Annotated in this window: 23 protein-coding genes; 5 read left to right on the top strand and 18 right to left on the bottom strand. The window is 70.2% G+C overall.

Annotation, left to right across the window (positions count from 1 at the left end):
• Window positions 1–71: 71 nt before the first annotated feature.
• On the bottom strand, window positions 72–446 hold the full coding sequence (locus ABD161_RS03565; protein WP_343999747.1) for a twin-arginine translocase TatA/TatE family subunit: 375 nt from the start codon (window positions 444–446) through the stop codon (window positions 72–74).
• Window positions 447–525: 79 nt separating this feature from the next.
• Here ABD161_RS03565 and ABD161_RS03560 point away from each other — a divergent pair, with 79 nt between their 5' ends.
• Window positions 526–1,155 carry an O-methyltransferase gene (locus ABD161_RS03560; RefSeq protein ID WP_135113331.1) on the top strand — a complete coding sequence of 210 codons (630 nt, stop codon included), beginning with the start codon at window positions 526–528 and terminating at the stop codon, window positions 1,153–1,155.
• 66 nt (window positions 1,156–1,221) lie between these two features.
• On the opposite strand, the gene ABD161_RS03555 is transcribed toward ABD161_RS03560, so the two are convergent.
• The 3 genes from ABD161_RS03555 to dapE form a co-directional block, all read right to left on the bottom strand.
• Window positions 1,222–1,392, bottom strand: a complete 171-nt coding sequence (locus ABD161_RS03555) for a DUF3117 domain-containing protein (RefSeq protein WP_135113329.1) — start codon at window positions 1,390–1,392, stop codon at window positions 1,222–1,224.
• Between the two features lie 122 nt (window positions 1,393–1,514).
• Window positions 1,515–2,729, bottom strand: a complete 1,215-nt coding sequence (locus tag ABD161_RS03550) for a hypothetical protein (RefSeq protein WP_343999743.1) — start codon at window positions 2,727–2,729, stop codon at window positions 1,515–1,517.
• Window positions 2,711–3,784: a succinyl-diaminopimelate desuccinylase gene (gene dapE, locus ABD161_RS03545; RefSeq protein ID WP_343999741.1), complete on the bottom strand. Its 1,074-nt coding sequence runs from the start codon at window positions 3,782–3,784 to the stop codon at window positions 2,711–2,713. Before dapE ends, ABD161_RS03550 begins: the two co-directional genes overlap by 19 nt.
• 107 nt (window positions 3,785–3,891) lie before the next feature.
• Here dapE and dapD point away from each other — a divergent pair, with 107 nt between their 5' ends.
• Window positions 3,892–4,836, top strand: coding sequence for a 2,3,4,5-tetrahydropyridine-2,6-dicarboxylate N-succinyltransferase (dapD, locus tag ABD161_RS03540; RefSeq protein ID WP_343999739.1), 945 nt, complete (start codon window positions 3,892–3,894; stop codon window positions 4,834–4,836).
• A 622-nt stretch (window positions 4,837–5,458) separates the two neighbouring features.
• Here dapD and ABD161_RS03535 read toward each other — a convergent pair.
• The 6 genes from ABD161_RS03535 to ABD161_RS03510 all read right to left on the bottom strand — a co-directional run bounded on the left by ABD161_RS03535 (window position 5,459) and on the right by ABD161_RS03510 (window position 9,943).
• Complete coding sequence (locus ABD161_RS03535) at window positions 5,459–6,757, bottom strand: citrate synthase (RefSeq protein WP_343999737.1); 1,299 nt, start codon at window positions 6,755–6,757, stop codon at window positions 5,459–5,461.
• Window positions 6,758–6,974: 217 nt separating this feature from the next.
• On the bottom strand, window positions 6,975–8,084 hold the full coding sequence (gene dapC / locus ABD161_RS03530; protein WP_343999734.1) for a succinyldiaminopimelate transaminase: 1,110 nt from the start codon (window positions 8,082–8,084) through the stop codon (window positions 6,975–6,977).
• A 10-nt stretch (window positions 8,085–8,094) separates the two neighbouring features.
• Window positions 8,095–8,421, bottom strand: coding sequence for a ferredoxin (fdxA, locus tag ABD161_RS03525; RefSeq protein WP_135113317.1), 327 nt, complete (start codon window positions 8,419–8,421; stop codon window positions 8,095–8,097).
• Complete coding sequence (locus tag ABD161_RS03520) at window positions 8,418–8,864, bottom strand: histidinol dehydrogenase (RefSeq protein ID WP_343999731.1); 447 nt, start codon at window positions 8,862–8,864, stop codon at window positions 8,418–8,420. The genes fdxA and ABD161_RS03520 overlap by 4 nt, the downstream gene beginning before the upstream one ends.
• Window positions 8,865–8,873: 9 nt before the next feature.
• On the bottom strand, window positions 8,874–9,188 hold the full coding sequence (locus ABD161_RS03515; RefSeq protein WP_343999729.1) for an AzlD domain-containing protein: 315 nt from the start codon (window positions 9,186–9,188) through the stop codon (window positions 8,874–8,876).
• Complete coding sequence (locus ABD161_RS03510) at window positions 9,185–9,943, bottom strand: AzlC family ABC transporter permease (RefSeq protein ID WP_344000100.1); 759 nt, start codon at window positions 9,941–9,943, stop codon at window positions 9,185–9,187. Before ABD161_RS03510 ends, ABD161_RS03515 begins: the two co-directional genes overlap by 4 nt.
• A gap of 60 nt (window positions 9,944–10,003) precedes the next feature.
• Here ABD161_RS03510 and ABD161_RS03505 point away from each other — a divergent pair, with 60 nt between their 5' ends.
• On the top strand, window positions 10,004–10,552 hold the full coding sequence (locus tag ABD161_RS03505) for a helix-turn-helix domain-containing protein (protein WP_343999727.1): 549 nt from the start codon (window positions 10,004–10,006) through the stop codon (window positions 10,550–10,552).
• Here the strand turns inward: ABD161_RS03505 and ABD161_RS03500 are convergent.
• From ABD161_RS03500 to ABD161_RS03470, 7 genes are all read right to left on the bottom strand, one after another.
• The gene (locus ABD161_RS03500) at window positions 10,549–11,016 is read right to left on the bottom strand and encodes an NUDIX hydrolase (RefSeq protein ID WP_343999726.1); all 468 of its coding nucleotides are present in this window, start codon (window positions 11,014–11,016) and stop codon (window positions 10,549–10,551) included. The genes ABD161_RS03505 and ABD161_RS03500 overlap by 4 nt on opposite strands.
• Before the next feature lie 80 nt (window positions 11,017–11,096).
• A complete protein-coding gene (gene typA, locus ABD161_RS03495; RefSeq protein ID WP_343999723.1) occupies window positions 11,097–13,010 on the bottom strand; it encodes a translational GTPase TypA in 1,914 nt (637 codons plus the stop codon).
• A 133-nt stretch (window positions 13,011–13,143) separates the two neighbouring features.
• On the bottom strand, window positions 13,144–13,695 hold the full coding sequence (locus tag ABD161_RS03490; RefSeq protein WP_343999721.1) for a hypothetical protein: 552 nt from the start codon (window positions 13,693–13,695) through the stop codon (window positions 13,144–13,146).
• Window positions 13,696–13,697: 2 nt separating this feature from the next.
• On the bottom strand, window positions 13,698–15,410 hold the full coding sequence (locus tag ABD161_RS03485) for an ABC transporter ATP-binding protein (RefSeq protein ID WP_425560781.1): 1,713 nt from the start codon (window positions 15,408–15,410) through the stop codon (window positions 13,698–13,700).
• A gap of 17 nt (window positions 15,411–15,427) precedes the next feature.
• Window positions 15,428–16,363, bottom strand: a complete 936-nt coding sequence (locus tag ABD161_RS03480) for an ABC transporter permease (RefSeq protein ID WP_343999717.1) — start codon at window positions 16,361–16,363, stop codon at window positions 15,428–15,430.
• Window positions 16,353–17,282, bottom strand: coding sequence for an ABC transporter permease (locus ABD161_RS03475; RefSeq protein ID WP_343999714.1), 930 nt, complete (start codon window positions 17,280–17,282; stop codon window positions 16,353–16,355). Before ABD161_RS03475 ends, ABD161_RS03480 begins: the two co-directional genes overlap by 11 nt.
• A 201-nt stretch (window positions 17,283–17,483) precedes the next feature.
• Complete coding sequence (locus ABD161_RS03470; RefSeq protein WP_343999712.1) at window positions 17,484–19,133, bottom strand: peptide ABC transporter substrate-binding protein; 1,650 nt, start codon at window positions 19,131–19,133, stop codon at window positions 17,484–17,486.
• Window positions 19,134–19,345: 212 nt separating this feature from the next.
• Between ABD161_RS03470 and ABD161_RS03465 the strand changes: the two genes are divergently transcribed.
• Both ABD161_RS03465 and ABD161_RS03460 read left to right on the top strand, forming a co-directional pair.
• Window positions 19,346–20,131 carry a CPBP family intramembrane glutamic endopeptidase gene (locus tag ABD161_RS03465; RefSeq protein WP_343999710.1) on the top strand — a complete coding sequence of 262 codons (786 nt, stop codon included), beginning with the start codon at window positions 19,346–19,348 and terminating at the stop codon, window positions 20,129–20,131.
• 91 nt (window positions 20,132–20,222) lie between these two features.
• Window positions 20,223–20,843: a hypothetical protein gene (locus tag ABD161_RS03460; protein WP_343999708.1), complete on the top strand. Its 621-nt coding sequence runs from the start codon at window positions 20,223–20,225 to the stop codon at window positions 20,841–20,843.
• Between the two features lie 15 nt (window positions 20,844–20,858).
• Here the strand turns inward: ABD161_RS03460 and ABD161_RS03455 are convergent, their stop codons facing one another.
• Window positions 20,859–21,443, bottom strand: a complete 585-nt coding sequence (locus ABD161_RS03455; RefSeq protein ID WP_343999706.1) for a GNAT family N-acetyltransferase — start codon at window positions 21,441–21,443, stop codon at window positions 20,859–20,861.
• Between the last annotated feature and the right edge of the window lie 206 nt (window positions 21,444–21,649).

The following is a 21,649-nucleotide window of genomic DNA, read 5'->3' as shown; positions in this document are numbered from 1 at the left end:
AGCGACAGCGCGAGAACGGCGAGCGGCGCCGCGAAGCGGTGCCGGAGCCGGTCGAGAGGCGTGAGAAAGAACTACGTGGCTTCAGCGTCGAAGGGCGGGGGCGTCTCGGCCGTGAACGTGTGCCGGATCATCGGGCCCGAGGGGCGCGGCGGCGCGATGACCGTCGGATTCGGGGCGGGCGCCGGGGTCTCGTCCTCGAGCAGCGCCTCGCGGATGATGCGCCGCGGGTCGTACTGCCGGGGGTCGAGCTTGCGCCAGTCGACCTCGTCGAACTCGGGACCCATCTCCTCGCGCACGCGGGACTGGGCACCCTGCGCGAAGTCCCGTGCGCGCCTCACGAGTCGCGCGAGCATCTCGGCGTAACGAGGCAGTCGCTCGGGCCCGATGAGGAAGGCGGCGACCGCGGCGATCACCAGAACCTTCTCGAAGGTGAGCCCGAGATTCATGGCTTACAGCCTACCGGCCGTGCCTGCGCGGTCCGTCCGGCCGGGAACCGTACGCTGGAGGGGAATCCATGGAGGTGTCATGAGCGAGCACGACGCGATCGCGCGTTTCGCGCGGGAGACGGTGGTGGAGCCGGAGCACATCTCGCGGGCCCGCCAGCATGCTCTCGAACTCGGCGCGGCGCCCATCAGCGCCGGTGTCGGCGCGCAGTGCGCCCTGATCGCCGCCGCCACCGGAGCGCGCTCGATCATCGAGATCGGCACGGGTGCGGGCGTCTCGGGCCTCTGGCTGCTGCACGGCGCACCGAAGGCTGTGCTCACCACGATCGACCACGAGCCCGAGCACCTCGCCGTCGCGCGTCAGGCGTTCACGCAGTCGCGCATCCCGGCGGCGCGCGTGCGCCTGATCACGGGCAGGGCCGCCGACGTGCTCCCTCGCATGAACGAGGCGTCATATGACATCGTCCTCGTCGATGCCGACCCCGAGAACGTCATCGACTACGTCGAGCACGGCCTGCGACTGGCGCGCGCGGGCGGCACGGTCCTCGTGCCGCGGGTGCTCAACGGCAGGGTCGCGGATCCGGTCGCCCGCGATGCCGTGACGACGGCGTACCGCACGCTCCTGCAGGAGACGCAGGCATCTCCGGCGGTCATCCCCGCGATCTCGACGATCGGCGAGGGCCTGCTGCAGCTCACCACCGTCGCGGAGTAGTTCTCCCCGACACAGAGAAGAGGTCCGGATCCCGTGGGATCCGGACCTCTTTCGAGTTCGTATGGCTCAGGCGCCGACGACCTCGCCGAGGACGCCGTGCAGCTCCTTGGCCTCGTCGTCGTTCACCGAGACGACCAGACGGCCGCCGCCCTCGAGCGGCACGCGCACGATGATGAGGCGCCCCTCCTTCACGGCCTCCATCGGTCCGTCACCGGTTCTGGGCTTCATGGCTGCCATCGTGGCTTCCTTTCGTCGAGGTCTCCCTCAGTGAGTTTACCGGTCGCGCCGACGCTGGCCCACTTCCGAGACATTCCGCGACGCGATATTCCAGCAGATCAGTCGGCAATCGGCGGTGGGGATCACGGCACCTGCCAGTAGGTATTCCCACTGCCGTACATGGTGGCGATCCACCACCACTGCCCGGCCAGGCACAGGACGAGCGCGAGCCCCCTGCCGACCCGCGAGCGCGGCGCGGCTCCCCACAGCGGGGACAGCGGCACCAGCAGCCGGAACGTGCTCGACTGCGGGAAGAACACCGCCAGCAGGTAGAGGATGTAGCTCGCCGACCACAGCCGCACCTCCGGGCCGAGCCGGCGCACGGGTGCCGAGAACAAGGCGGCCGCCGCACCGAGGACGAGCACGACGAGCGCCACGATGCCGAGCCATTCGGGCAGCCCCCACAGCGAGAACCAGAACGGCGCCGCCCTGATCCATCCCTCGAAGGGGACGAACGCCTCGATGCCCGGGATCCAGCCCCGGCGCCAGGCGAGCTCCGTCTCGAGGTAGGCATCGGGGACGCCGGTCGCGAGCGCCGCGAAGAGCTGCCACGAGAAGCCGACGGCCACTGCCAGGGCGCCGAGCACCACGATGTGGATCACCTCGCGGGCGGGAAGCGGATCGTCTCGTCGACGGAACCAGCGGAAGATGCCGTAGAGGCCCAGCAGCAGGGCGAACGCCAGCACGCCGGGGCGCGTGTACCCCATCAGCGGGATCAGCAGGTACAGCCACCACCACCGGCGCGCGCTCAGGGCGAGCAGCGCGCACATCAGGAACGCGAGGAAGAGCGCCTCGGCGTAGCCGACCTGGAACAGCGCCGCCAGCGGCGCGTTGGCGAACAGGACGACGGCCCAGGTCGCGGCGCCCTCGCCGATCCGGCGACGCAGCAGCGCGTGAAGCGCGAGGCACGCGACGTATCCACCGAGGAGCGAGACGATCAGCGCGCCGACGCCCCACGTGCCGAAGCCGAGGATGTTCGCGAGGTGCGCGTAGACGGGCATAAACGCCCAGGCGTTCTCCGTCGCGGTGCCGGCCTCATCCCGCGGCAGCTCGCTCGGGTACCCAGAGAACGCGACGGTCCAGTACCACTGCGCATCCCAGCCGAGCACGTAGTCGGCGAGGTCGGGGTCGGCGCCGAAGCGGGAGTCGACCGGGGAGTTCGCGGTGACGGCGAGCATGATCGCCGTGGTGGCGAGCCGGGCGACGACGTAGACGACAAGGATGCGCAGGGCGACGGGCCAGGAGCGCCACACGGTGCTGGCGCCCTCCGCCTGCTGTGTCAGAGCGTCGTGAGCCACGCCCGGAGCCCTCGCTCGACCTCCTCGATCTGCGAGACGGCAACCCGCTCCTCGTCGTGATGGGCGAGAAGAGGGTCGCCGGGTCCGTAGTTCACCGCCGGCACGCCGAGCTTCGAGAACCGCGCGACATCCGTCCAGCCGTACTTGGGCTTCGGGGTGCCGCCGACGGCGCGCACGAAGTCCTGGGCCAGCGGGGCATCGAGGCCGGGCCTCGCGCCCCCGGAGAGGTCGGTGATCTCGACCTCGAAGCCGGAGAACAGCGCGCGCACATGCGCGACGGCGTCGTCCTCCGAGCGGCTCGGCGCGAAGCGGAAGTTGACCTCGACCTCGCACAGGTCGGGGATGACGTTGCCCGCCACGCCGCCCGTGATCGCCACCGCGTTGAGGCCCTCGCGGTACTCGAGGCCGTCGACCGCGATGGTGCGCGGGCGGTACTCGGCGAGCCGGGCCAGGATCGGCGCCGCCGCGTGGATCGCGTTCTCGCCGATCCATGCGCGGGCGCTGTGGGAGCGCACCCCATGGGTGCGCACCATCGCGCGGAGCGTGCCGTTGCAGCCGCCCTCGACGACGCCCGCCGTGGGCTCCCCGAGGATGGCGAAGTCGCCCGCGAACAGGTCGGGGCGGGTCGCCGCGAGGCGCGTGAGCCCGCTCAGCTCGGCCGCGACCTCCTCGTGGTCGTACCAGATCCAGGTGATGTCGACCGCGGGGTTCGTGAGCTCGGCCGCGAGCTTCAGCTGCACCGCAACGCCGGCCTTCATGTCGACCGTGCCGCGACCCCAGATGAACGCCTCGCCGTCGATCTCGATGTCGCGCGTCGGCACGTTGGCGTTGATGGGCACCGTGTCGATGTGGCCGGCGATCACCACGCGCTGCGCACGACCGAGGTTCGTGCGGGCGACGAGGGTGTCGCCGTCCCGGTGCAGCTCGAGGTGGGCGAGCGGCGCGATCGCCGCCTCGACCGCGTCCGCCAGCGTCCGCTCGTCGTCCGACACGCTCGGGATGTCGCAGATCGCGCGCGTGATGTCCGGCGAGGAGGCGGTCAGATCGAGGGGCATGCCTCAACCCTATTTCGTTCGCGCCGCCTCGCCCGAGCCGGGGCGATCCCGAGCGATCGTGACGTCACCCGAGCGCGCGAGCGGCGGGCCCTCCCTAGAATCGAGACATGGATGCTGAGCGCTGGGTGTCAGGAGTCGGACTCGCCACGGTCGCCGCGGAGGGAACCGTGCTCGACACCTGGTTCCCGTCGCCGCGCGCGGGCCGCGGCGGCGACCTGAGCGATGACGTCGAGCGCCTCGACCGGCTCGCGGCGCCCGACGACCGCCGCAACGTGACGGTCGAGGTGGTGACCCTCGAGATCGACCTCGACGTCGCCCCCGCGTCAACGCCGGACGCGTACCTTCGGCTCCACGCGCTGTCGCACCGCCTGGTGCGGCCCAACGAGCTGAACCTCGACGGGATCTTCGCGCACCTGCCGACCGTCGCCTGGACCAACGCGGGCCCGATGCACCCCGACGACGCGGTGCGCCTGCGCCCCTACCTTCAGCGCGACGGCGTGCAGGTCGTCTCGCTCGACAAGTTCCCGCGCCTCACCGACTACGTCGCCCCCGAGGGAGTGCGCATCGCCGACGCGTCGCGCGTCCGGCTCGGCGCCTACCTCTCCCCCGGCACGGTCGTCATGCACGAGGGCTTCGTCAACTTCAACGCCGGCACGCTCGGCTCGTCGATGATCGAGGGACGCATCTCGCAGGGCGTCGTCATCGGCGACGGCTCCGACATCGGCGGCGGATCGTCGATCATGGGAACCCTCTCGGGCGGCGGCAAGCACCGCGTGTCGTTCGGCGAGCGCTCGCTGCTCGGCGCCAACGCGGGCGTCGGCATCTCGATCGGCGACGACTGCGTCGTCGAGGCGGGCCTCTACATCACGGCCGGCACGAAGATCCTCCTCGTCGACGAGCCCCCGCTGGAGGACGGGTCCATCCGCGTCGCCAAGGGCGCGCAGCTGTCGGGATCGAGCGGCCTGCTCTACATCCGCAACTCGCTCACCGGCGCCATCGAGGCCCGCCGCCGCTCCGGCGTCGGCGTGACGCTGAACCCGGCGCTGCATTGACTTGTTTGGCCGCGCGCTGATCGATCGCTCGGCCGGCCGCTTCGCGGCGGCACTCGCGCTCGATGTGACGTCGCTTCGCTCCGTCCGGGCGCGCTGGTTGGCCGCATCCGCGGCACGCTCCCTTCGGTCGCACGTGGGGCGCTCCAGTAGGTGCTTGCTGCCCCTGTTGCTGGTTGAGCGAGCGAAGCGAGTCGAAACCGCCCGGACCCAGCCAGGGCCGAAGCCGCGGGCCAGCTCTATCGTTTCGACTCCCTCGCTGGCGCTCGGTCGCTCAACGACCGGAGGGGGTCGATGCGGGTGCTCCCCCATTGCTGGTTGAGCGAGCGAAGCGAGTCGAAACCGCCCGGACCCAGCCAGGGCCGAAGCCGCGGGCCGGCTCTACCGTTTCGACCCTCGCTGGCGCTCGGTCGCTCAACGACCGGAGGGGGTCGATGCGGGTGCTCCCCCATTGCTGGTTGAGCGAGCGGAGCGAGTCGAAACCGCCCGGCCCCAGCCAGGGCCGAAGCCGCGGGTGGGCTCTACCGTTTCGACTCCCTCGCTGGCGCTCGGTCGCTCAACGACCGGAAGGGGCGCAGAAGAACGGCCGCAGCCCCGAGGGGTTGCGGCCGTTCTCATCACCGTTTCAGGCGCCGGGGTAGGAGCGCTCCGGCGAGCCCGTGTAGAGCTGCTGCGGGCGACCGATCTTGGTCTTCGGGTCCTGGTGAAGCTCACGCCAGTGCGCGAGCCAGCCGGGGAGACGGCCGATCGCGAAGAGCACGGTGAACATCCGCGTCGGGAAGCCCATCGCCTTGTAGATGACGCCCGTGTAGAAGTCGACGTTCGGGTAGAGGCGACGCTCCTTGAAGTAGTCGTCCTCCAGTGCGATCGCCTCGAGCTCCTTGGCGAGGTCGAGCAGCGGGTCGTGAACGCCGAGCTGCTCGAGCACCTCGTCGGCCGACTGCTTCACGATCGTGGCGCGCGGGTCGTAGTTCTTGTAGACGCGGTGCCCGAAGCCCATGAGCTTCACGCCGTCTTCCTTGTTCTTGACCTTCTCGACGAAGCGCTTGACGCCGCCGCCCGACTCCTGGATCTGCGCGAGCATCGTCAGCACGGCCTCGTTGGCGCCGCCGTGCAGCGGGCCGGAGAGGGCGTGGATGCCGGCCGAGATCGACGCGAACTGGTCGGCGCCGGTCGAGCCGACGAGACGCACGGTCGAGGTCGAGGCGTTCTGCTCGTGGTCCTCGTGAAGGATGAGCAGGCGCTCGAGCGCGCGGGACATGACCGGGTCGACCTGGTAGTCCTCGCTGCGGACGCCGAAGTTCAGCTTCAGGAAGTTGTCGACGAAGCTCAGCGAGTTGTCCGGGTAGAGGAACGCCTGACCGACGCTCTTCTTGTGGGCATACGCGGCGATGACCGGCAGCTTCGCGAGCAGGCGGATCATGTTGAGCTCGACGTGCTCGGGGTTGTTCGGGTCGGACTCGTTCTCGTAGTAGGTCGAGAGAGCCGAGACGCCCGAGGAGAGCACCGCCATCGGGTGCGCGGTGTGCGGCAGCGCCGTGAAGAACCGGTCCTTCAGGTCCTCGTGGAGCAGCGTGTGGTGGCGGATCTTGTCGTCGAACTCCGCCAGCTGGTCGGCGGTCGGAAGCTCGCCGTAGATCAGCAGCCAGGCGACCTCGAGGTAGCTCGAGTGCGTGGCGAGGTGGTCGATCGGGTAGCCGCGGTAGCGGAGGATGCCCTTGTCGCCGTCGATGTAGGTGATGTCCGACTGCGTCGCCGCGGTGTTCACGAACCCGTAGTCGAGGGTGGTGAAGCCGGTCTGACGGGTCAGGGTGGAGACGTCGATGCTCGACGCCCCGTTCGTCGCCGGCAGCACCGGGAACTCGGCGGTCTTGTCACCGATGGTCAGGGTGGCCTTGTCGGGCAGCTGTCCCGCGTCGCTCACGGCGCCTCCTTGCGATATGCAGTCGCGAATCGTGTCGCTGTCAAGGGAGTCTCGGCTCGCCGCCGTCGTTCACGACAGCGCGCCTGGTCGGCCCCCGGTCTGCGGGATGGCCTCGTACAGCCTATCCGCCGCGAACCACACCTGTGACACCCGCCGAACTCCGGGCGTATCCGTTGACAGATCCGACGAAATCCGGCGCTCGGTGGCCGAGAAACGGTCAGCCGGCGGCTCGAAGACGCGCGGCGGCCGCGGCGATCCGCTCGTCGCTCGCCGTGAGCGACAGGCGCACATGCTGCGGGAAGAACGGCCCGTAGAAGACCCCGGGGCCTGCCAGGATGCCGAGGTCGGCGAGGCGTCCCATCGACTCCCAGGCGTCGCGTCCCTCGGTCGCCCAGAGGTACAGGCCCGCCTCACTGCGGTCGATCGTGAAGCCCACGGCCTCCAGCGCCGGCCGCAGGATGTCGCGCCGCGCGCGGTAGCGCTCCTTCTGCTCCGCGACGTGCGCGTCATCGCCGAGCGCCACGGCCATCGCGTGCTGCACGGGGCCGGGAGGCATGAGCCCGAGGTGCTTGCGGGCCGTGAGCAGGTCGCCGACGATGCGCGCGCATCCGGCGACGAACGCCGCGCGGTAGCCCGCGAGGTTGGACTGCTTGCTCAGGGAGTACACGCTCAGCACGTTCGCGCGGCTGTCGCCGATGACACGCGGATCCAGGATGCTCGGCACCGGCTCGGCGTCCCAGGGCGCGTCCCAGCCGAGTTCGGCGTAGCACTCGTCGCCGGCGATCACCGCGCCGAGCTCGCGTGCCCGCGCCACGGCGCGACGCAGCTCGTCGACGCTCCAGACGCGGCCGTCGGGGTTGCCGGGCGAGTTGATCCAGATGAGCTTTGTGCCCTCGGGCCACTCGTCGGGCTCATCCGACGCGAGAGGCGTCGCGCCGGCGACCCTGGCGCCCACCTCGTAGGTCGGGTACGCCGCGCGGGGGTGCACGACGATGTCGCCCTCGCCGAGGCCGAGCAGCGTCGGCAGCAGCGCCACCAGCTCCTTCGAGCCGATGGTCGGCAGCACGTTGCGCGGCTCGAGGCCCGGGACGCCCCGGCGTCGGTCGAACCAGGCGGCGATCGCCTCGCGCAGTTGCGGCGTGCCGACGGTCTGCGGGTAGGCGTGTGCGTCGGTCGCCTCGGCGAGGGCGCGGCGCACGACGTCGGGGGTGGGATCGACCGGCGAGCCGATCGACAGGTCGCAGATCCCGTCGGCGTGCGCGCGGGCGCGCTCGGCGTAGGGGGCGACGGCGTCCCAGGGGTAGTCGGCGAGGTCCTTGACGCTCACGACGCCGCGCTCAGTGGGCGTCGGCCTGCGGGGGCAGGGCGGCGATGATCGGGTGGTCCTTAGGGATCACACCGACCTTCGCGGCACCGCCCGGGGAGCCGATCTCGTCGAAGAACTCGACGTTCGCCTTGTAGTAGTCCTGCCACTCGTCGGGGAGGTCGTCCTCGTAGTAGATCGCCTCGACCGGGCACACCGGCTCGCACGCGCCGCAGTCGACGCACTCGTCCGGGTGGATGTAGAGGCTTCGCTCACCCTCGTAGATGCAGTCGACCGGACACTCGTCGATGCACGCGCGATCCTTGACATCCACACACGGCAACGCGATCACATAAGTCACGGATCGATTCTACGCGCCCGCGGGGACCCGGCCTCGGCACCACCGGTCGCCTCACCCGTCGGCGCCATCCGGAGACGCGACATGTCGGGCCACGCGCCGACGAGCAGCACCACGCCGGTCAGCGCGTACGTCCACACGATCCCGATCGGGAAGGCGCCCTCGGCGGGCTCCGGGACCACGACGGATCCGCCCGGTCCCCTTCCCGAGTAGACGAGCAGCATCGCGAGCATTCCGAGCCCGGCGATCCACGTGATCCAGCGGTCCTCCAGCAGCAGGCGAAGGCCGATCAGCAGCGCAGCGCAGCCGAGCAGCGCCAGGATGAGCCCGACCGGGATCACGCCCAGGACGTACGCGTGCGCGATCGTCCCCGCCACCCCGAAGATCCCGCCCGTGACGAGGGCGAGGACGGCGAGGGCGAGGCGATTCAGCCGGGGACGGCGCATCGTTCCAGGCTACGCGGCCCAGCCGACAAGACGCAGGAGGGCCGCGACCAGCGCCGCGGCGACGACCACGACGAGGAACGGGGCGCGCAGCCAGAGCAGGATGCCCGCGACGAGGACGGCGGGCACGCGCGCGTCGACGACGACGGCCATCCCCGAGCCGAGGGTCTGCACGGCCACGAGCGAGGCGAGCAGCGCGACGGTCAGGAGGTCGGTGATGCGCGCCGGCCGCTCGCGCTCGAGCCAGTCGGTCGGCACGAGGTATCCCGCGAGCTTCAGGACGACGCAGGCGATCGCGGCGATCAGGATGGCGGTCCACATCGTCATCGCCTCTCCTCCCCCGCCGGGCCGCCGCTCACGCCTCGGGCGCCGAGCCAGTTGAACCAGCCGACGACGAGCGCGACCAGCGCGGCGATCATCACGGGCAGGCCGGGCATGAGCCAGGGCGTCAGCGACGCCGCGACGATCGCGGCGGCGACCCCGACGGCGACCGCCTGCCGCGACCGAAGGCGGGGCCACAGCAGGGCCAGGAACGCGGCGGCCGCGGCGGCGTCGAGCCCGTAGGCGCGGACGTCGCCGAGCACGTCGCCGAGGAGCGCACCAGCGAGCGTGGTCACGTTCCAGCCGAGGTAGATGCCGATGCCGGTCACCCAGAACCCGATGCGGCGGGCGCGGGGCTCGGTGTGCGCGAGTGCGACGGCGGTGGACTCGTCGATCGTGAACTGCGCCGCGGCGATCCGGTGCCACCATGACAGGCCGACGATCGGATTCATCCGCACGGCGTACGCGACGTTGCGGAGGCCCAGCAGCACGGCCGAGCCGATCGCGGCGGGCGCGGCGGCAAGGCCGCCGGAGGCGATCACGCCCACGAACGCGAACTGCGATCCGCCGGTGAACATCAGCAGGCTCAGCACGCACGTCTGCCAGACGTCGAGCCCGGCGAGGACCGACAGCGCGCCGAAAGAGACGCCGTAGGCGCCGGTCGCGACGGCGACGGCGATGCCTTGGCGCCAGGCACCCCGCTCCTCGGGGGTGGCGACCCGCCGAGCAGGTCGCGTTCGCTGAACTGAACGCACATCCATCATTCTGAACACCACCTCCATGTCCGTCAAACCGAACGGGCGTTTGGCATGATGAACGGCATGGAGGATCTCCGACCGCGAATCGCCCGCACGCTGCGCCGCGAGCGCGAGGCCGCCGGGCTGTCCGTCTCCGAGCTCGCCCGTCGCGCCGGCATCTCGAAGGCGACGGTGTCGCAGCTCGAGAACGGCGCGGGGAACCCCAGCGTCGAGACGCTCTGGGCGCTCGGCGTCGCGCTCGGCGTGCCGTTCGCGGTGCTCGTCGACCAGCAGGCGAGCGCGCCGACGCTGATCCGCGCGTCGGACCACTCGGGTGTCCCCTCGGCGGCCGCGCCCTACAGTGCGACGCTGCTCTCGGCCTCGCCTCCCGGCGCGCGACGCGACGTGTACCTGATCCACGCCGATCCCGGCGAGCCGCGGCGCTCCGACCCGCACCATCAGGGAACGACCGAGCACGTCATCCTGGTCTCCGGCCGCGCGGCCATCGGTCCCGCGGACGCCCCCATAGAGCTCGGCCCCGGCGATTACCTCGCGTATGCCGGCGACGTCCCCCACGTCTTCGACGCCCTCGCGCCGGGCACGAGCGCCGTGCTCATCTCCGAGCTGCGCTAGCGCTCGAAGCGGGCCGCGCCCGGGTTCGCGGCGGCGAGCAGGATGCGCTCGCGCATCTCGGCGCGAACGTCGGCGAGGTCGTCCAGCCTCCGCCACAGCGCCTCGGAGTTCTCGCCGTCCGCGGGGTGAGGCTCGCCCGAGACGTACCGGCAGCGGAACACGATGTCCAGGTACTGCGCCTGGTCGCCGTTGTCGTACTCCATCGGCGGCAGGGTGTGCACCCACACCAGCGACTCCGCCTCGGCGACGATGCCGGCCTCCTCGAGCACCTCGCGCTCGGCGGCGACCGCCGGCTCCTCGCCCGGGTCGATGATCCCCGTCACCGGCGTGAGATGCCCGTTGTCCGCGCGGCGGACGAGCAGCACCTCGTCACCGCGCAGCACCACCGCGGTCACCCCGCTCAGCCACAGCGGATCCGTCCCGATCTTCTCGCGCAGGGACAGGACGAAGTCGGGAGTCGGCATATCCCGATCCTACGGACGCCGGAAACGCCGGAGACGCCGAACGGCCGGACGGAGAACCGTCCGGCCGTTCGCGATGCGGGTCAGGCGTTGGCGTCCTGGCGCTTCAGGCGCGAGGCCGCGCGGCCGCGCTCGGTCGCGTCGAGGACGACCTTGCGGATGCGCACTGCCTCCGGCGTGACCTCGACGCACTCGTCCTCGCGGGCGAACTCGAGCGACTCCTCCAGCGAGAGCAGGCGCGGCGGCGTCATCGACTCGAAGGAGTCGGCCGTCGCGGAGCGCATGTTGGTGAGCTTCTTCTCCTTGGTGATGTTCACGTCCATGTCGTCGGCGCGCGAGTTCTCGCCCACGACCATTCCCTCATAGACCTCTTCGGTCGGGCGGACGAAGAACGACATGCGCTCCTGCAGGCCGATGATCGCGAAGGGCGTCACGACACCGGCGCGGTCGGCGACGATCGAGCCGTTCTGGCGCGCGACGATCTGACCCGCCCAGTCGTCGTAGCCGTGCGAGATGGCGTTGGCGATGCCGGTGCCGCGGGTGATCGAGAGGAACTCGGTGCGGAAGCCGATGAGACCGCGCGACGGAACGATGAACTCCATGCGGATCCAGCCGGTGCCGTGGTTGACCATGTTGTCCATGCGGCCCTTGCGGTTCGCCATGAGCTGGGTCACGGCGCCGAGGTGCTCCTCGGGGACGTCGATCGTCAGGTGCTCGAAGGGCTCCTGGACCTTGCCGTTCTCGCCCTTGCGGGTGACCACCTGGGGCTTGCCGACGGTGAGCTCGAAGCCCTCGCGGCGCATGTTCTCGACCAGGATGGCGAGCTGCAGCTCGCCGCGGCCCTGCACCTCCCAGGCGTCGGGGCGGCCGATGTCCTTCACGCGGATGGACACGTTTCCGATGAGCTCGCGGTCGAGGCGCTCCTTGACCATGCGGGCGGTGAGCTTGTGGCCCTTGACCTTGCCGACGAGCGGCGAGGTGTTCGTGCCGATCGTCATCGAGATCGACGGCTCGTCGACCTCGATGCGCGGCAGCGGGCGCACGTCGTTGGGGTCGGCGATGGTCTCGCCGATCATGATGTCCTCGAATCCCGCGATCACGGCGATGTCGCCGGGGCCGGCCTTCTCGGCCGGGTAGCGGTCGAGCGCCTTGGTCATCAGCAGCTCGGTGATGCGGGCGTTCTGCACGGTGCCGTCGGCGCGCACCCAGGCGACGGTCTGGCCCTTCTTCAGCTCGCCGTTGAAGACGCGCAGCAGCGCGAGGCGGCCGAGGAACGACGACGAGTCGAGGTTCGTGACCCAGGCCTGCAGGGGCGCCTCGTCGTCGTACGACGGGGCCGGCACGTGCTGGAGGATCGCCTCGAACAGCGGCTCGAGGTCGTCGTTGTCGGGAAGCGAGCCGTCCGCCGGGCGGTTGCGGGAGGCAGCGCCCGCACGACCCGAGGCGTAGACGACCGGCACGTCGAGCAGCGCGTCGACGTCGAGGTCGGGCACGTCGTCCTGCAGGTCGCTCGCGAGGCCGAGCAGCAGGTCGTGGGCCTCCTCCTCGACGGCGGCGATGCGCGCGTCGGGGCGGTCGGTCTTGTTCACGAGCAGGATCACGGGAAGCTTCGCCTCGAGCGCCTTGCGCAGCACGAAACGGGTCTGCGGCAGCGGGCCCTCCGACGCGTCGACGAGCAGCACGACGCCGTCGACCATCGACAGGCCGCGCTCGACCTCGCCGCCGAAGTCGGCGTGGCCCGGGGTGTCGATCACGTTGATGGTGATCGGGGTGTCGGTGTGCGTGCCCTTGTACGTGATCGCCGTGTTCTTGGCGAGGATCGTGATGCCCTTCTCACGCTCGAGGTCGTTCGAGTCCATCGCCCGGTCCTCGACGTGCGCGTGGTCTCCGAACGATCCGGTCTGGCGCAGCATGGCGTCGACAAGGGTCGTCTTGCCGTGGTCGACGTGCGCGACGATCGCGACGTTGCGGAGGTCGGAACGGAGGGCGCGCGCCATGGATGATCCTTAGCTGGAGAGGAAGTGTGTGGCTCAGAAATGAGGATGGCCCGGAACCGAGCACCTCAATAGTACCGCGCGACGGCATCCGGGCCCTGAACGGACGCCGGTGAGAGGACGAGCGAGGCTGCGATCAGCCGGCGATGAGCATCGCGGCGACGCACGCCACGACGATCGCGGCCCCGACGGCGATCGTCCGCAGGTCCCAGGTCACCGTGGGACGCGCGCCGGGCTGACGGCCCGCCGATGCGTGGAGGCCGCGGATCACGTCGAGCGTGACGGCGGTGTCGTCGGTGCGCTTCGCGCCCACTCCGCGCCAGCGGCGGGAGAACGACCACGCCTCCACGATCCCCTTGCGCCCGCCGACCCCGGTCGCGGCCGCGTCGGCGGTGAGGTGAAGCTCGAGCTGCCAGCGCATCACCACGTCGTCGACCGTCGACCAGGGAAGGTCGATCGTGCGCAGGATGTTGTGCACCCGGATCCGCTCCTCGTCCACCGCGATGTGCGGCGCGTAGAGGAACGCGTAGACGGCCCACACCGGGATGAGCAGCCACGGCGCGATCAGCAGCGCCTGCAGCCAGCTCCCCCGCACGACCACGTCGCCGAGCAGGAACAGCACGACCGCCGCCACGGCCACGAGCCAGACGAGGCCCGTGGCCGAGCGGAGGATGCGGGTGCCGGTCACGCTCAGCGACCGGCGAGGTCGACCGAGGCGCCGGGGATCGCGTCGAGCAGGCGCTGCGTGTACGCCTCCTTGGGCGATGCGAAGATCTCGTCGACCGTTCCCTGCTCGACGACGCGCCCCTGCTCCATGACGCAGACGAGGTCGGCCGCGACGCGCACGACAGCGAGGTCGTGCGTGATGAACAGGTACGTCAGCCCCAGTTCGGCCTGCAGCTCCGCGAGGAGCTTCAGGATCTGGTCCTGCACGAGCACGTCGAGCGCCGAGACGGCCTCGTCGAGCACAACGATCGAGGGCTTGAGCGCGAGGGCGCGCGCGATGGCGATGCGCTGACGCTGGCCGCCCGAGAGCTCGTTCGGGTAGCGCCACGCGAGCTCACGCGGGAGCGACACCTGCTCGAGCAGCTCGAAGACGCGCGCCTGGCGCGACTTCTCGTCGCCGACGCCGTGCACCTTGAGGGGCTCGGCGATCAGGTGGCCGATGCTGCGGAGCGGATCGAGGGAGCCGTACGGGTCCTGGAACACCGGCTGCATGCGGCTGCGGAGCGCGAAGACGTCCTTCGCCCCCATCGAGGTGGTGTCCTTGCCGTCGAACAGGATCTCGCCGCTCGTGACCGACTCGAGCTGGAGCACCATCTTCGCGACCGTCGACTTGCCCGATCCCGACTCGCCGACGAGGGCGAGGGTCTTGCCGCGCGGGATCTGGAACGAGACGCCGTCGACCGCGCGGAAGGGCTCGCTGCGGAAGCCGCCCTTGCGGATCCGGTAGTCCTTCACGAGGTCGCGCACCTCGACGACGGGGTGCGCGTCGCTGACCTCCTCGAGCGTCTCCACGCCGCGCTCCTGGACGTCGGCCTGGATGCGTTGCGAGGCGAGGCTCGGCGCGGCCGCCACGAGGCGCTGCGTGTAGGGGTGCTGCGGGTTCTCGAGGATGATCCGGCTCGGGCCGGCCTCGACGATCTCGCCCTGGTTCATCACGATGATCCGGTCGGCGCGGTCTGCCGCGAGTCCGAGGTCGTGCGTGATGAACAGCACCGCGGTGCCCTTCTCGCGCGTGAGCGAGGCGAGGTGGTCGAGGATCACACGCTGGACGGTGACGTCCAGGGCGCTGGTCGGCTCGTCCGCGATCAGCAGCTTCGGGTCGGCAGCGAGGCCGATGCCGATGAGCGCGCGCTGACGCATGCCGCCCGAGAACTGGTGCGGGAACTGGTGCAGGCGCCGCTCGGCGTCGGCGAGGCCCGCCTGCTTCAGCACCTCGACCGCGCGGGCGCGGACCTCCTTGCGGCCGGTGGCCAGCCCGTTCGCCCGGACCGCCTCCTCCACCTGGAAGCCGATCGACCACACCGGGTTGAGGTTCGACATCGGGTCCTGCGGCACGTAGCCGATCTCGCGGCCGCGGATCGACTCCATCTCGCGACGGCTCGCCGTGGTCAGCTCGACGCCGTCGAGCATGATGCTGCCGCCGGTCACCTTTCCGGTGCCGGGAAGCAGGTCGATGACCGCGGCGGCCGTCGTCGACTTGCCGGAGCCCGACTCGCCGACGATCGCGACCGTCTCGCCCGGGTGGATCTCCAGGTCGACGCCGTGCAGGACCTCGCGGGCCTTCTTTCCGGTGCCGAACGAGACCTTCAGGTCCCGGATCTTCAGAAGCGGCTCGGACACGGTGCCTCCCGACACGGGGTTCTCCTTGGTGGCCGCGCGCACGCCGGCACGCGTCATCGGGACATCGGATGCGCTCATCGCTGGGCCCTCGCCTTCGGGTCGAGGGCGTCGCGCATCAGCTCACCGAGGGTGACGAACGCGAGCACCGTGACGGTCAGCGCGAGCGACGGCCAGAACAGCGCCATCGGAGAGGTGCGGATCGAGCTCTGCGCGTTCGCGATGTCGGCACCCCACGAGACGCCGCCGAGGCCGACGCCCAGGAACGACAGGGTCGCCTCCGCCACGATCGCCTGGCCCAGGCCGACGGTCGCCACGACGATGATCGGCGCGAGGGCGTTCGGCATGACGTGGACGAGCAGCGTCTTGAAACGCGTCAGGCCGAGCGAGATGGACGCCATCACGAAGTCCGACTGCTTCACGCGCAGCACCTCGGCGCGCATCAAGCGCGCGGTGGACGCCCACGAGAAGCCGCCGATCGCGAACGCGAGGACGAGCTCGCTGCGGTGCTCCTTCAGCACCGTCATGACGACGATCGCCGCGACGATGTAGGGGATCGTGAAGAAGATGTCGCCGACGCGCGACAGCAGCGAGTCGAGGAAGCCGCCGTAGAAGCCGGCGAGGGCGCCCATGATCACGCCGATGACGGTGCCGATGATGGTCGCCATCACACCGACCGCGATCGACACGCTGGCGCCGTGCACGAGGCGCGACCACACGTCGCAGCCCTGGAAGGTGTAGCCGAGCGGGTGCCCGGCGCTCGGGCCGCCGTTGCTGTTGCTCAGGTCGCAGGCCTGCGGTCCCGAGGGCGGGAACGCGGTGAACATGCTCGGCAGGGTCGCCACGATGATGACCAGGACGCACACGACGACCGAGAGCCAGAACAGCGGGCGGTGGCGCAGGTCGCGCCACGCATCGAGCCAGAGGTTGCTCTTCTTGTCGCTGAGCCGGACGGCGTCGACGACGACGTCCGCCTTGACGGGGGCGACGTAGTGGGTGCTGTTACTTGACATAGCGGATCCTCGGGTCGAGCAGGCCGTAGAGAAGATCGACGAGCAGGTTGACGAGCACGTACACGACCACGAACACGGTGACGAACGACACCACGGTCGGGGTCTCGTGCTTCGTGACGGCCATAAAGAGCTGGTTGCCGACGCCGGGGACGTTGAAGATTCCCTCGGTCACGGTCGCGCCGACCATCAGGATGCCGAAGTTCGTCGCGGTGTCGGTGACCATCGGGATGAGCGAGTTGCGCAGCACGTGCACGGGGATGACCCGGCGGCGGGGCAGGCCCTTGGAGTACGCGGTGCGCACCCAGTCCTGACCGAGCGACTCGATCATCGACGAGCGCGTGAGGCGCATGCTCGCCGCGTAGACGCTGAAGCCCAGCACGAGGGCCGGCAACCAGAGGTCGCCCCACCCGTTCTGCGCGCCCACCGTCGGGCGGAACCAGTCGAGCCGGACGGCGAGGAAGTACTGCGCCAGGAAGGCGAGCACGAAGATCGGCACGGCGATGAAGATCAGCGCGATGACGAGCTGGAAGTGGTCGTACCACGTGCCCTTGAGGAGCGCCGACGTCGCGCCGATCACGATCGAGAGCACGAAGGCGATCAGGATGGCCAGCGTCGCGAGGCGCAGCGTCACCGGGAACGTGCGACCGAGGATCTCGATCACGCTCTGACCGGAGAAGGTCGTGCCGAAGTCGAGGCGCAGGATGCCCATCAGGTAATGGAAGTACTGCACGATCAGCGGCTGGTCGAGCATGTACCGCGCGCGGATCTGCTCGAGCACCGCGGGCGGCGGCTGCTTGTCGCCGAACAGGGCGGCGACCGGGTCGCCGGGCATGCCGAAGACCATGAAGTAGATCAGCGCGGTGGCGCCGATGAAAACGGGGATCAGCTGCAGGATCCGTCTGAGGATGTAGGTGGCCATCCTCCCCCTCCTTCCGGGGAAAGCTCAGCGCGTCGTTCGGGTTGGTCGACGCACGGAAAAGGGGCCCGGCATCCGGGCGCCCTCAGCGGCCAATCCTCTGCCCGCGATCCTGGGAACGCGGTGTGAAAGGCCGACCGCACATGGGGCGAGGCGGTGACGCGAACGCCACCGCCTCGCGGGTGGGATTGCTCCCGGCCTGTCTTACTCGGCCTTGGTGATCTCGTGGAAGAGCGGCACCGAGTTCCAGCCGAACTCGACGTTCTCGACGCCCTCAGCCCAGCCGCCGTTGACGTTCGAGTACCACAGCGGGATGGCGGGCAGGTCGGTGAACAGCACCGTCTGCGCCTCCTGGAACTTGGCGTTGGCGACCTCGGGGTCCGTGGCGCTGATGCCTTCGGAGATCAGCGAGTCGAACTCCTCGCTCGAGTACTTGCCGTCGTTCGAGCCGGCGCCCGTGGCGTACAGCGGGCCGAGGAAGTTGTACAGACCCGGGTAGTCGGCCTGCCAACCGGCGCGGAAGGCGCCGACCTGCTCGTTGTCACGAGCGTCGAGGTACGAGGCGAAGTCCGGGAACGGCTCGCCCGCGGCCTCGATGCCCAGCGTGTTCGAGATCGACTGCGCGACCGCGTCGACCCAGGTCTGGTGACCGCCGTCGGCGTTGTACGCGATGGTGAACTCGCCCTCGTAGGGCTTGATGGCGTCGGCCTGGGCCCACAGCTCCTTGGCGAGTTCCGGGTCGTACTCGAGGACCTCGCTGCCGGGGACCTCGTCGCTCCAGCCGTCGATGACGGGCGAGGTGTAGTCGGTCGCGGGCGTGCGGGTGCCCTTGAAGACGACCTCGGTGATCTGCGCGCGGTCGATCGAGTGCGAGATCGCCGCACGACGCAGACGACCCTCCTCGTCGGTGGCGAAGCCGGGCAGCCACTCGGGGATGGTCATCGACTGGAAGATCGCGGCCGGCTGGTTGACCGAGCGGTCACCCAGGTCGGACTCGTAGGTCTCCAGGCTCGCGTCCGGGATGCCGTCGATCACGTCGACGTTGCCCGAGAGCAGGTCGGCGTACGCCGCGTCCTGCGTGGCGTAGAAGACGATGTCGAGGCCGCCGTTCTGCGGCTCGCGCGGACCGTCGTAGTCGGGGTTGACCGCCAGGTCGATGCGGACGTCGTGCTGCCACGCGCCCTCGCCGTCGAGCATGTAGGGGCCGTTGCCGATCGGGTTCTGACCGAACGCCTCCATGTCCTCGAACGCGACGTCCGGGAGCGGGAAGAAGGCCGAGTAGCCGAGACGCTGTGCGAAGTCGGAGGCCGGCTTGTTCAGCGTGATCGTGAAGGTGTAGTCGTCGACCTGCTTGAGGCCGGACATGTCGCCCTCGGCGCCGTACACGTCACCCTCGGCGACGAAGCCCTCGATGTCCTCGAAGAAGTAGCCCGCGTTGTGCGCGCTCTCCGCCTGGGCGGCGAAGTTCCACGCCTTGATGAAGTTGTCGGCCGTGACCTCTTCACCGTTGGTGAACTTCAGGCCCTCGCGGATCTTGACGGTCAGCTGCGTCGGGGAATCGGGAGTGATCTCCTCGGCGACGTCGTTGACGACCGAGCCGTCGGCCTCGTACGTGATCAGGCCGGCGAAGATCGAGTCGAGGATCTTACCACCGCCGACCTCGTTGGTCATGGCGGGCAGCAGCGGGTTCTGCGGCTCGTTGCCGTTGGTCGTGATGACGGCGGTCGACGAGCCCTCGGCCGGGCTCTCGGAGCCGGCGGGCTCGCCGTTGCCGCCAGTCGCGCAGCCGGCGAGAAGCAGGCTGCTCGCACCGAGCAGCGTGATGCCCGCCAGGGCCATCTTGTTGCGCTTCAAAGGTTCCTCCTGGGGAAGGTGTGGGTAGTGCTCGGCGCCGAAGCGACGCGTGAGCGATAGCGAAGACTCTAAGCGGCTTGACGGACTGACCCAAATGTTGCGCACAACCGTTACATAGCCTTTACCGCGGCGTGCCTTCACTGGGCAATCTGACCGGTCTCGAGCACGAGCGTACGGAATATCCCGATCCGCCCCTGTGGCAGGCTTGCCGGGTGAGTGCCGTCGAACCGTTCCCGCCCGCCTCTCCGCCTCACACACGCGCCCGGCTGCGGGTCGAACTCGTGCTCGTCCTGGCGATCACCGTCGGCCAGTCGGCGCTGTACGCGGTGCTCTCGCTCGTGCGCCGCCTGCTCGACCCGCTGCCCCTGTCGGAGCAGACGGCGAAGCTCAACACGCCGTTCGACGCGGCCGCCGCGTGGGACATCCTGTATCGGCTCCTCGACGTGCTGTTCGACCTCGCGCTCGTCGGGCTCGTCCTCTACCTGCTGTGGGAGCCCGGGCGCAGCGCGCTGCGCCGCCTCGGCCTCGACTTCTCGCGCTTCGGCGGCGACGCGCTGCGGGGGCTCGCGCTCGTCGCGGCGATCGGCGTCCCGGGGCTCGCGCTCTACGCGGCCGGGCGGGCGCTCGGCGTGACGGTCGCCGTCGAGGCGTCTCCCGCGGGCCTCGACTGGTGGACCGTGCCGCTCCTCGTGCTGTCGGCCCTGCGTGCCGGCCTCATCGAGGAGGTCATCGTGATCGGCTACCTCGGCGACCGCCTTTCGCGCCTCGGCTGGGGAAGCTGGCGGATCATCGTCGCCGCGGCGCTGCTGCGTGGCGCGTACCACGCGTACCAGGGGTTCGGAGCGATCGTCGGCAACATCGCGATGGGCCTCGTCTTCGGCTGGTGCTATCGGCGCTGGGGCCGGCTCATGCCGCTTGTCGTCGCGCACACGGTGATCGACATGATCGCGTTCGTCGGGTATCCGCTCGCGGCGGCGGCGTTCCCCGATCTGTTCTGATCCGTCGTCCACAGGCCGCGAGAGTGGTCATTTGAGCCCTTCCTCCCGCGTGGCGCGTGCGTTTCCCGCCGCCGTGCGCGAATCTGACCTCATGTTCCTGCTTGCTCGTCGCTCCGGACACGCGTTCGGACTCCTGGTGGCCGAGGAAGCCCGCCAGAACGGCTGGCTCCCGAGGCTCGAGCGCGCCGTCGGCAAGGGTGCCGCGGTCGCCGTGCGCCCCGGCGTGTATCTCTCGGCGCGGCGGTGGCGCACGCTCTCGCGCACCGACCGCACGCTCGCGCGGATCTACGCCGTCTCGCTGACCCAGCCCGACCTCGTGTTCGCCGCGCACTCGGCCGCCGCCCTGTACCGTCTGCCGCTCCCGGAGGACGACCTCGAGGACGTCCACGTGCTCGAGGCGCCGGAGGGCGTGCCCGGGCTCGTCGCGCATCCGGATTCCGCGGCGAGCGAGGTCGTCACGGTGTTCGGGCTGCCGGCCACGTCGCCGGTGCAGACGGTGCTCGACATGGCTGTGCTGCTCGAATACGACGATGCGCTGGCGCTGCTGCGCGCGGCGATCCACCTCCCGTCGGCGCTTCACGACGAGCCGGCCCTGTGCACGAAGGCCGAGCTGCTCGAGGCCGCCGAGGCGGAGGCCGCGCGCACGGGCGACGGTGCCCTCGTCGAGCTCGCCCGGGCGATCGGGCCCGAGCGCCTCTCTGCCGCCGCCTGACGCGGATCCGCTCGCTCAGCGCCCTGCGAGGCGGTGGAGCAGGCCTGCGCGCACGGCGGGCCACTCGGTGTTCAGGATGGAGAACACCACGGTGTCGCGGACGATGCCGTCGGGCATGATCGTGTGGCTGCGCAGCACGCCGTCCTGCTTCGCCCCGAGCCGCGCGATCGCGGCGCGCGACTGGTGGTTGTGCCAGTGGGTGCGCAGCTCGACGCCGAGGCAGTCGAGCGCCTCGAACGCCCGCTCGAGCAGCAGCAGCTTCGCGGCGGGGTTGATCCCCGTCCCCTGCGCGGCCCGCCCGAGCCAGGTCGATCCGATCTCGAGGCGCCGGTGCGCCGGCTCGAGCTGCAGGTAGGTCGTCATGCCGACGGCGCGCCCCGTGCGGGCGTCGACCACGGCCCAGGGCGCCACCCGGCCCGCTTCGTGCTCCCCGAGCCGACGGTCGATCTCGGCTTCCATCGTCTCGGGCGACGGGATGCGCGTGTACCAGGTGCCGCCGAGGTCGCCGACGGCCTCCGCGAGGTCGTCGCGGTGGTCCTGCGACAGCGGCTCCAGCCGCACGATGTGGTTCTCGAGGACGGGGGTCGCGCTGTAGGTCACTGGCTCAATCTATCGGCGGGGTTCTGGCCGTTTCGACTCGCTTCGCTCGCTCAACGACCGGAGGGGAACAGGTCCACTCCGGTCGAACGCTGCTCGACCCCGGCCGACGACCGGTACACCCCATGTGGGAGCGAAGCGACCGTGGAGCGGAGCGACTGCCGACCACCTCGTGAACCGGACGTCCGTCGTCGGATGGAGCGCAGCGA

Source organism: Microbacterium paludicola (assembly GCF_039529675.1).
GTDB lineage: Bacteria > Actinomycetota > Actinomycetes > Actinomycetales > Microbacteriaceae > Microbacterium > Microbacterium paludicola.
This window is presented reverse-complemented; position numbering and strand designations above follow the sequence as displayed.

Coding starts and splice junctions, on each gene's coding strand:
- ABD161_RS03565 (WP_343999747.1), bottom strand. CDS start 446: ATGAATCTCGGGCTCACCTTCGAGAAGGTTCTGGTGATCGCCGCGGTC.
- ABD161_RS03560 (WP_135113331.1), top strand. CDS start 526: ATGAGCGAGCACGACGCGATCGCGCGTTTCGCGCGGGAGACGGTGGTG.
- ABD161_RS03555 (WP_135113329.1), bottom strand. CDS start 1,392: ATGGCAGCCATGAAGCCCAGAACCGGTGACGGACCGATGGAGGCCGTG.
- dapE (WP_343999741.1), bottom strand. CDS start 3,784: ATGCCCCTCGATCTGACCGCCTCCTCGCCGGACATCACGCGCGCGATC.
- dapD (WP_343999739.1), top strand. CDS start 3,892: ATGGATGCTGAGCGCTGGGTGTCAGGAGTCGGACTCGCCACGGTCGCC.
- ABD161_RS03520 (WP_343999731.1), bottom strand. CDS start 8,864: ATGCGCCGTCCCCGGCTGAATCGCCTCGCCCTCGCCGTCCTCGCCCTC.
- ABD161_RS03515 (WP_343999729.1), bottom strand. CDS start 9,188: ATGACGATGTGGACCGCCATCCTGATCGCCGCGATCGCCTGCGTCGTC.
- ABD161_RS03510 (WP_344000100.1), bottom strand. CDS start 9,943: ATGGATGTGCGTTCAGTTCAGCGAACGCGACCTGCTCGGCGGGTCGCC.
- ABD161_RS03505 (WP_343999727.1), top strand. CDS start 10,004: ATGGAGGATCTCCGACCGCGAATCGCCCGCACGCTGCGCCGCGAGCGC.
- ABD161_RS03500 (WP_343999726.1), bottom strand. CDS start 11,016: ATGCCGACTCCCGACTTCGTCCTGTCCCTGCGCGAGAAGATCGGGACG.
- typA (WP_343999723.1), bottom strand. CDS start 13,010: ATGGCGCGCGCCCTCCGTTCCGACCTCCGCAACGTCGCGATCGTCGCG.
- ABD161_RS03485 (WP_425560781.1), bottom strand. CDS start 15,410: ATGACGCGTGCCGGCGTGCGCGCGGCCACCAAGGAGAACCCCGTGTCG.
- ABD161_RS03480 (WP_343999717.1), bottom strand. CDS start 16,363: ATGTCAAGTAACAGCACCCACTACGTCGCCCCCGTCAAGGCGGACGTC.
- ABD161_RS03475 (WP_343999714.1), bottom strand. CDS start 17,282: ATGGCCACCTACATCCTCAGACGGATCCTGCAGCTGATCCCCGTTTTC.
- ABD161_RS03460 (WP_343999708.1), top strand. CDS start 20,223: ATGTTCCTGCTTGCTCGTCGCTCCGGACACGCGTTCGGACTCCTGGTG.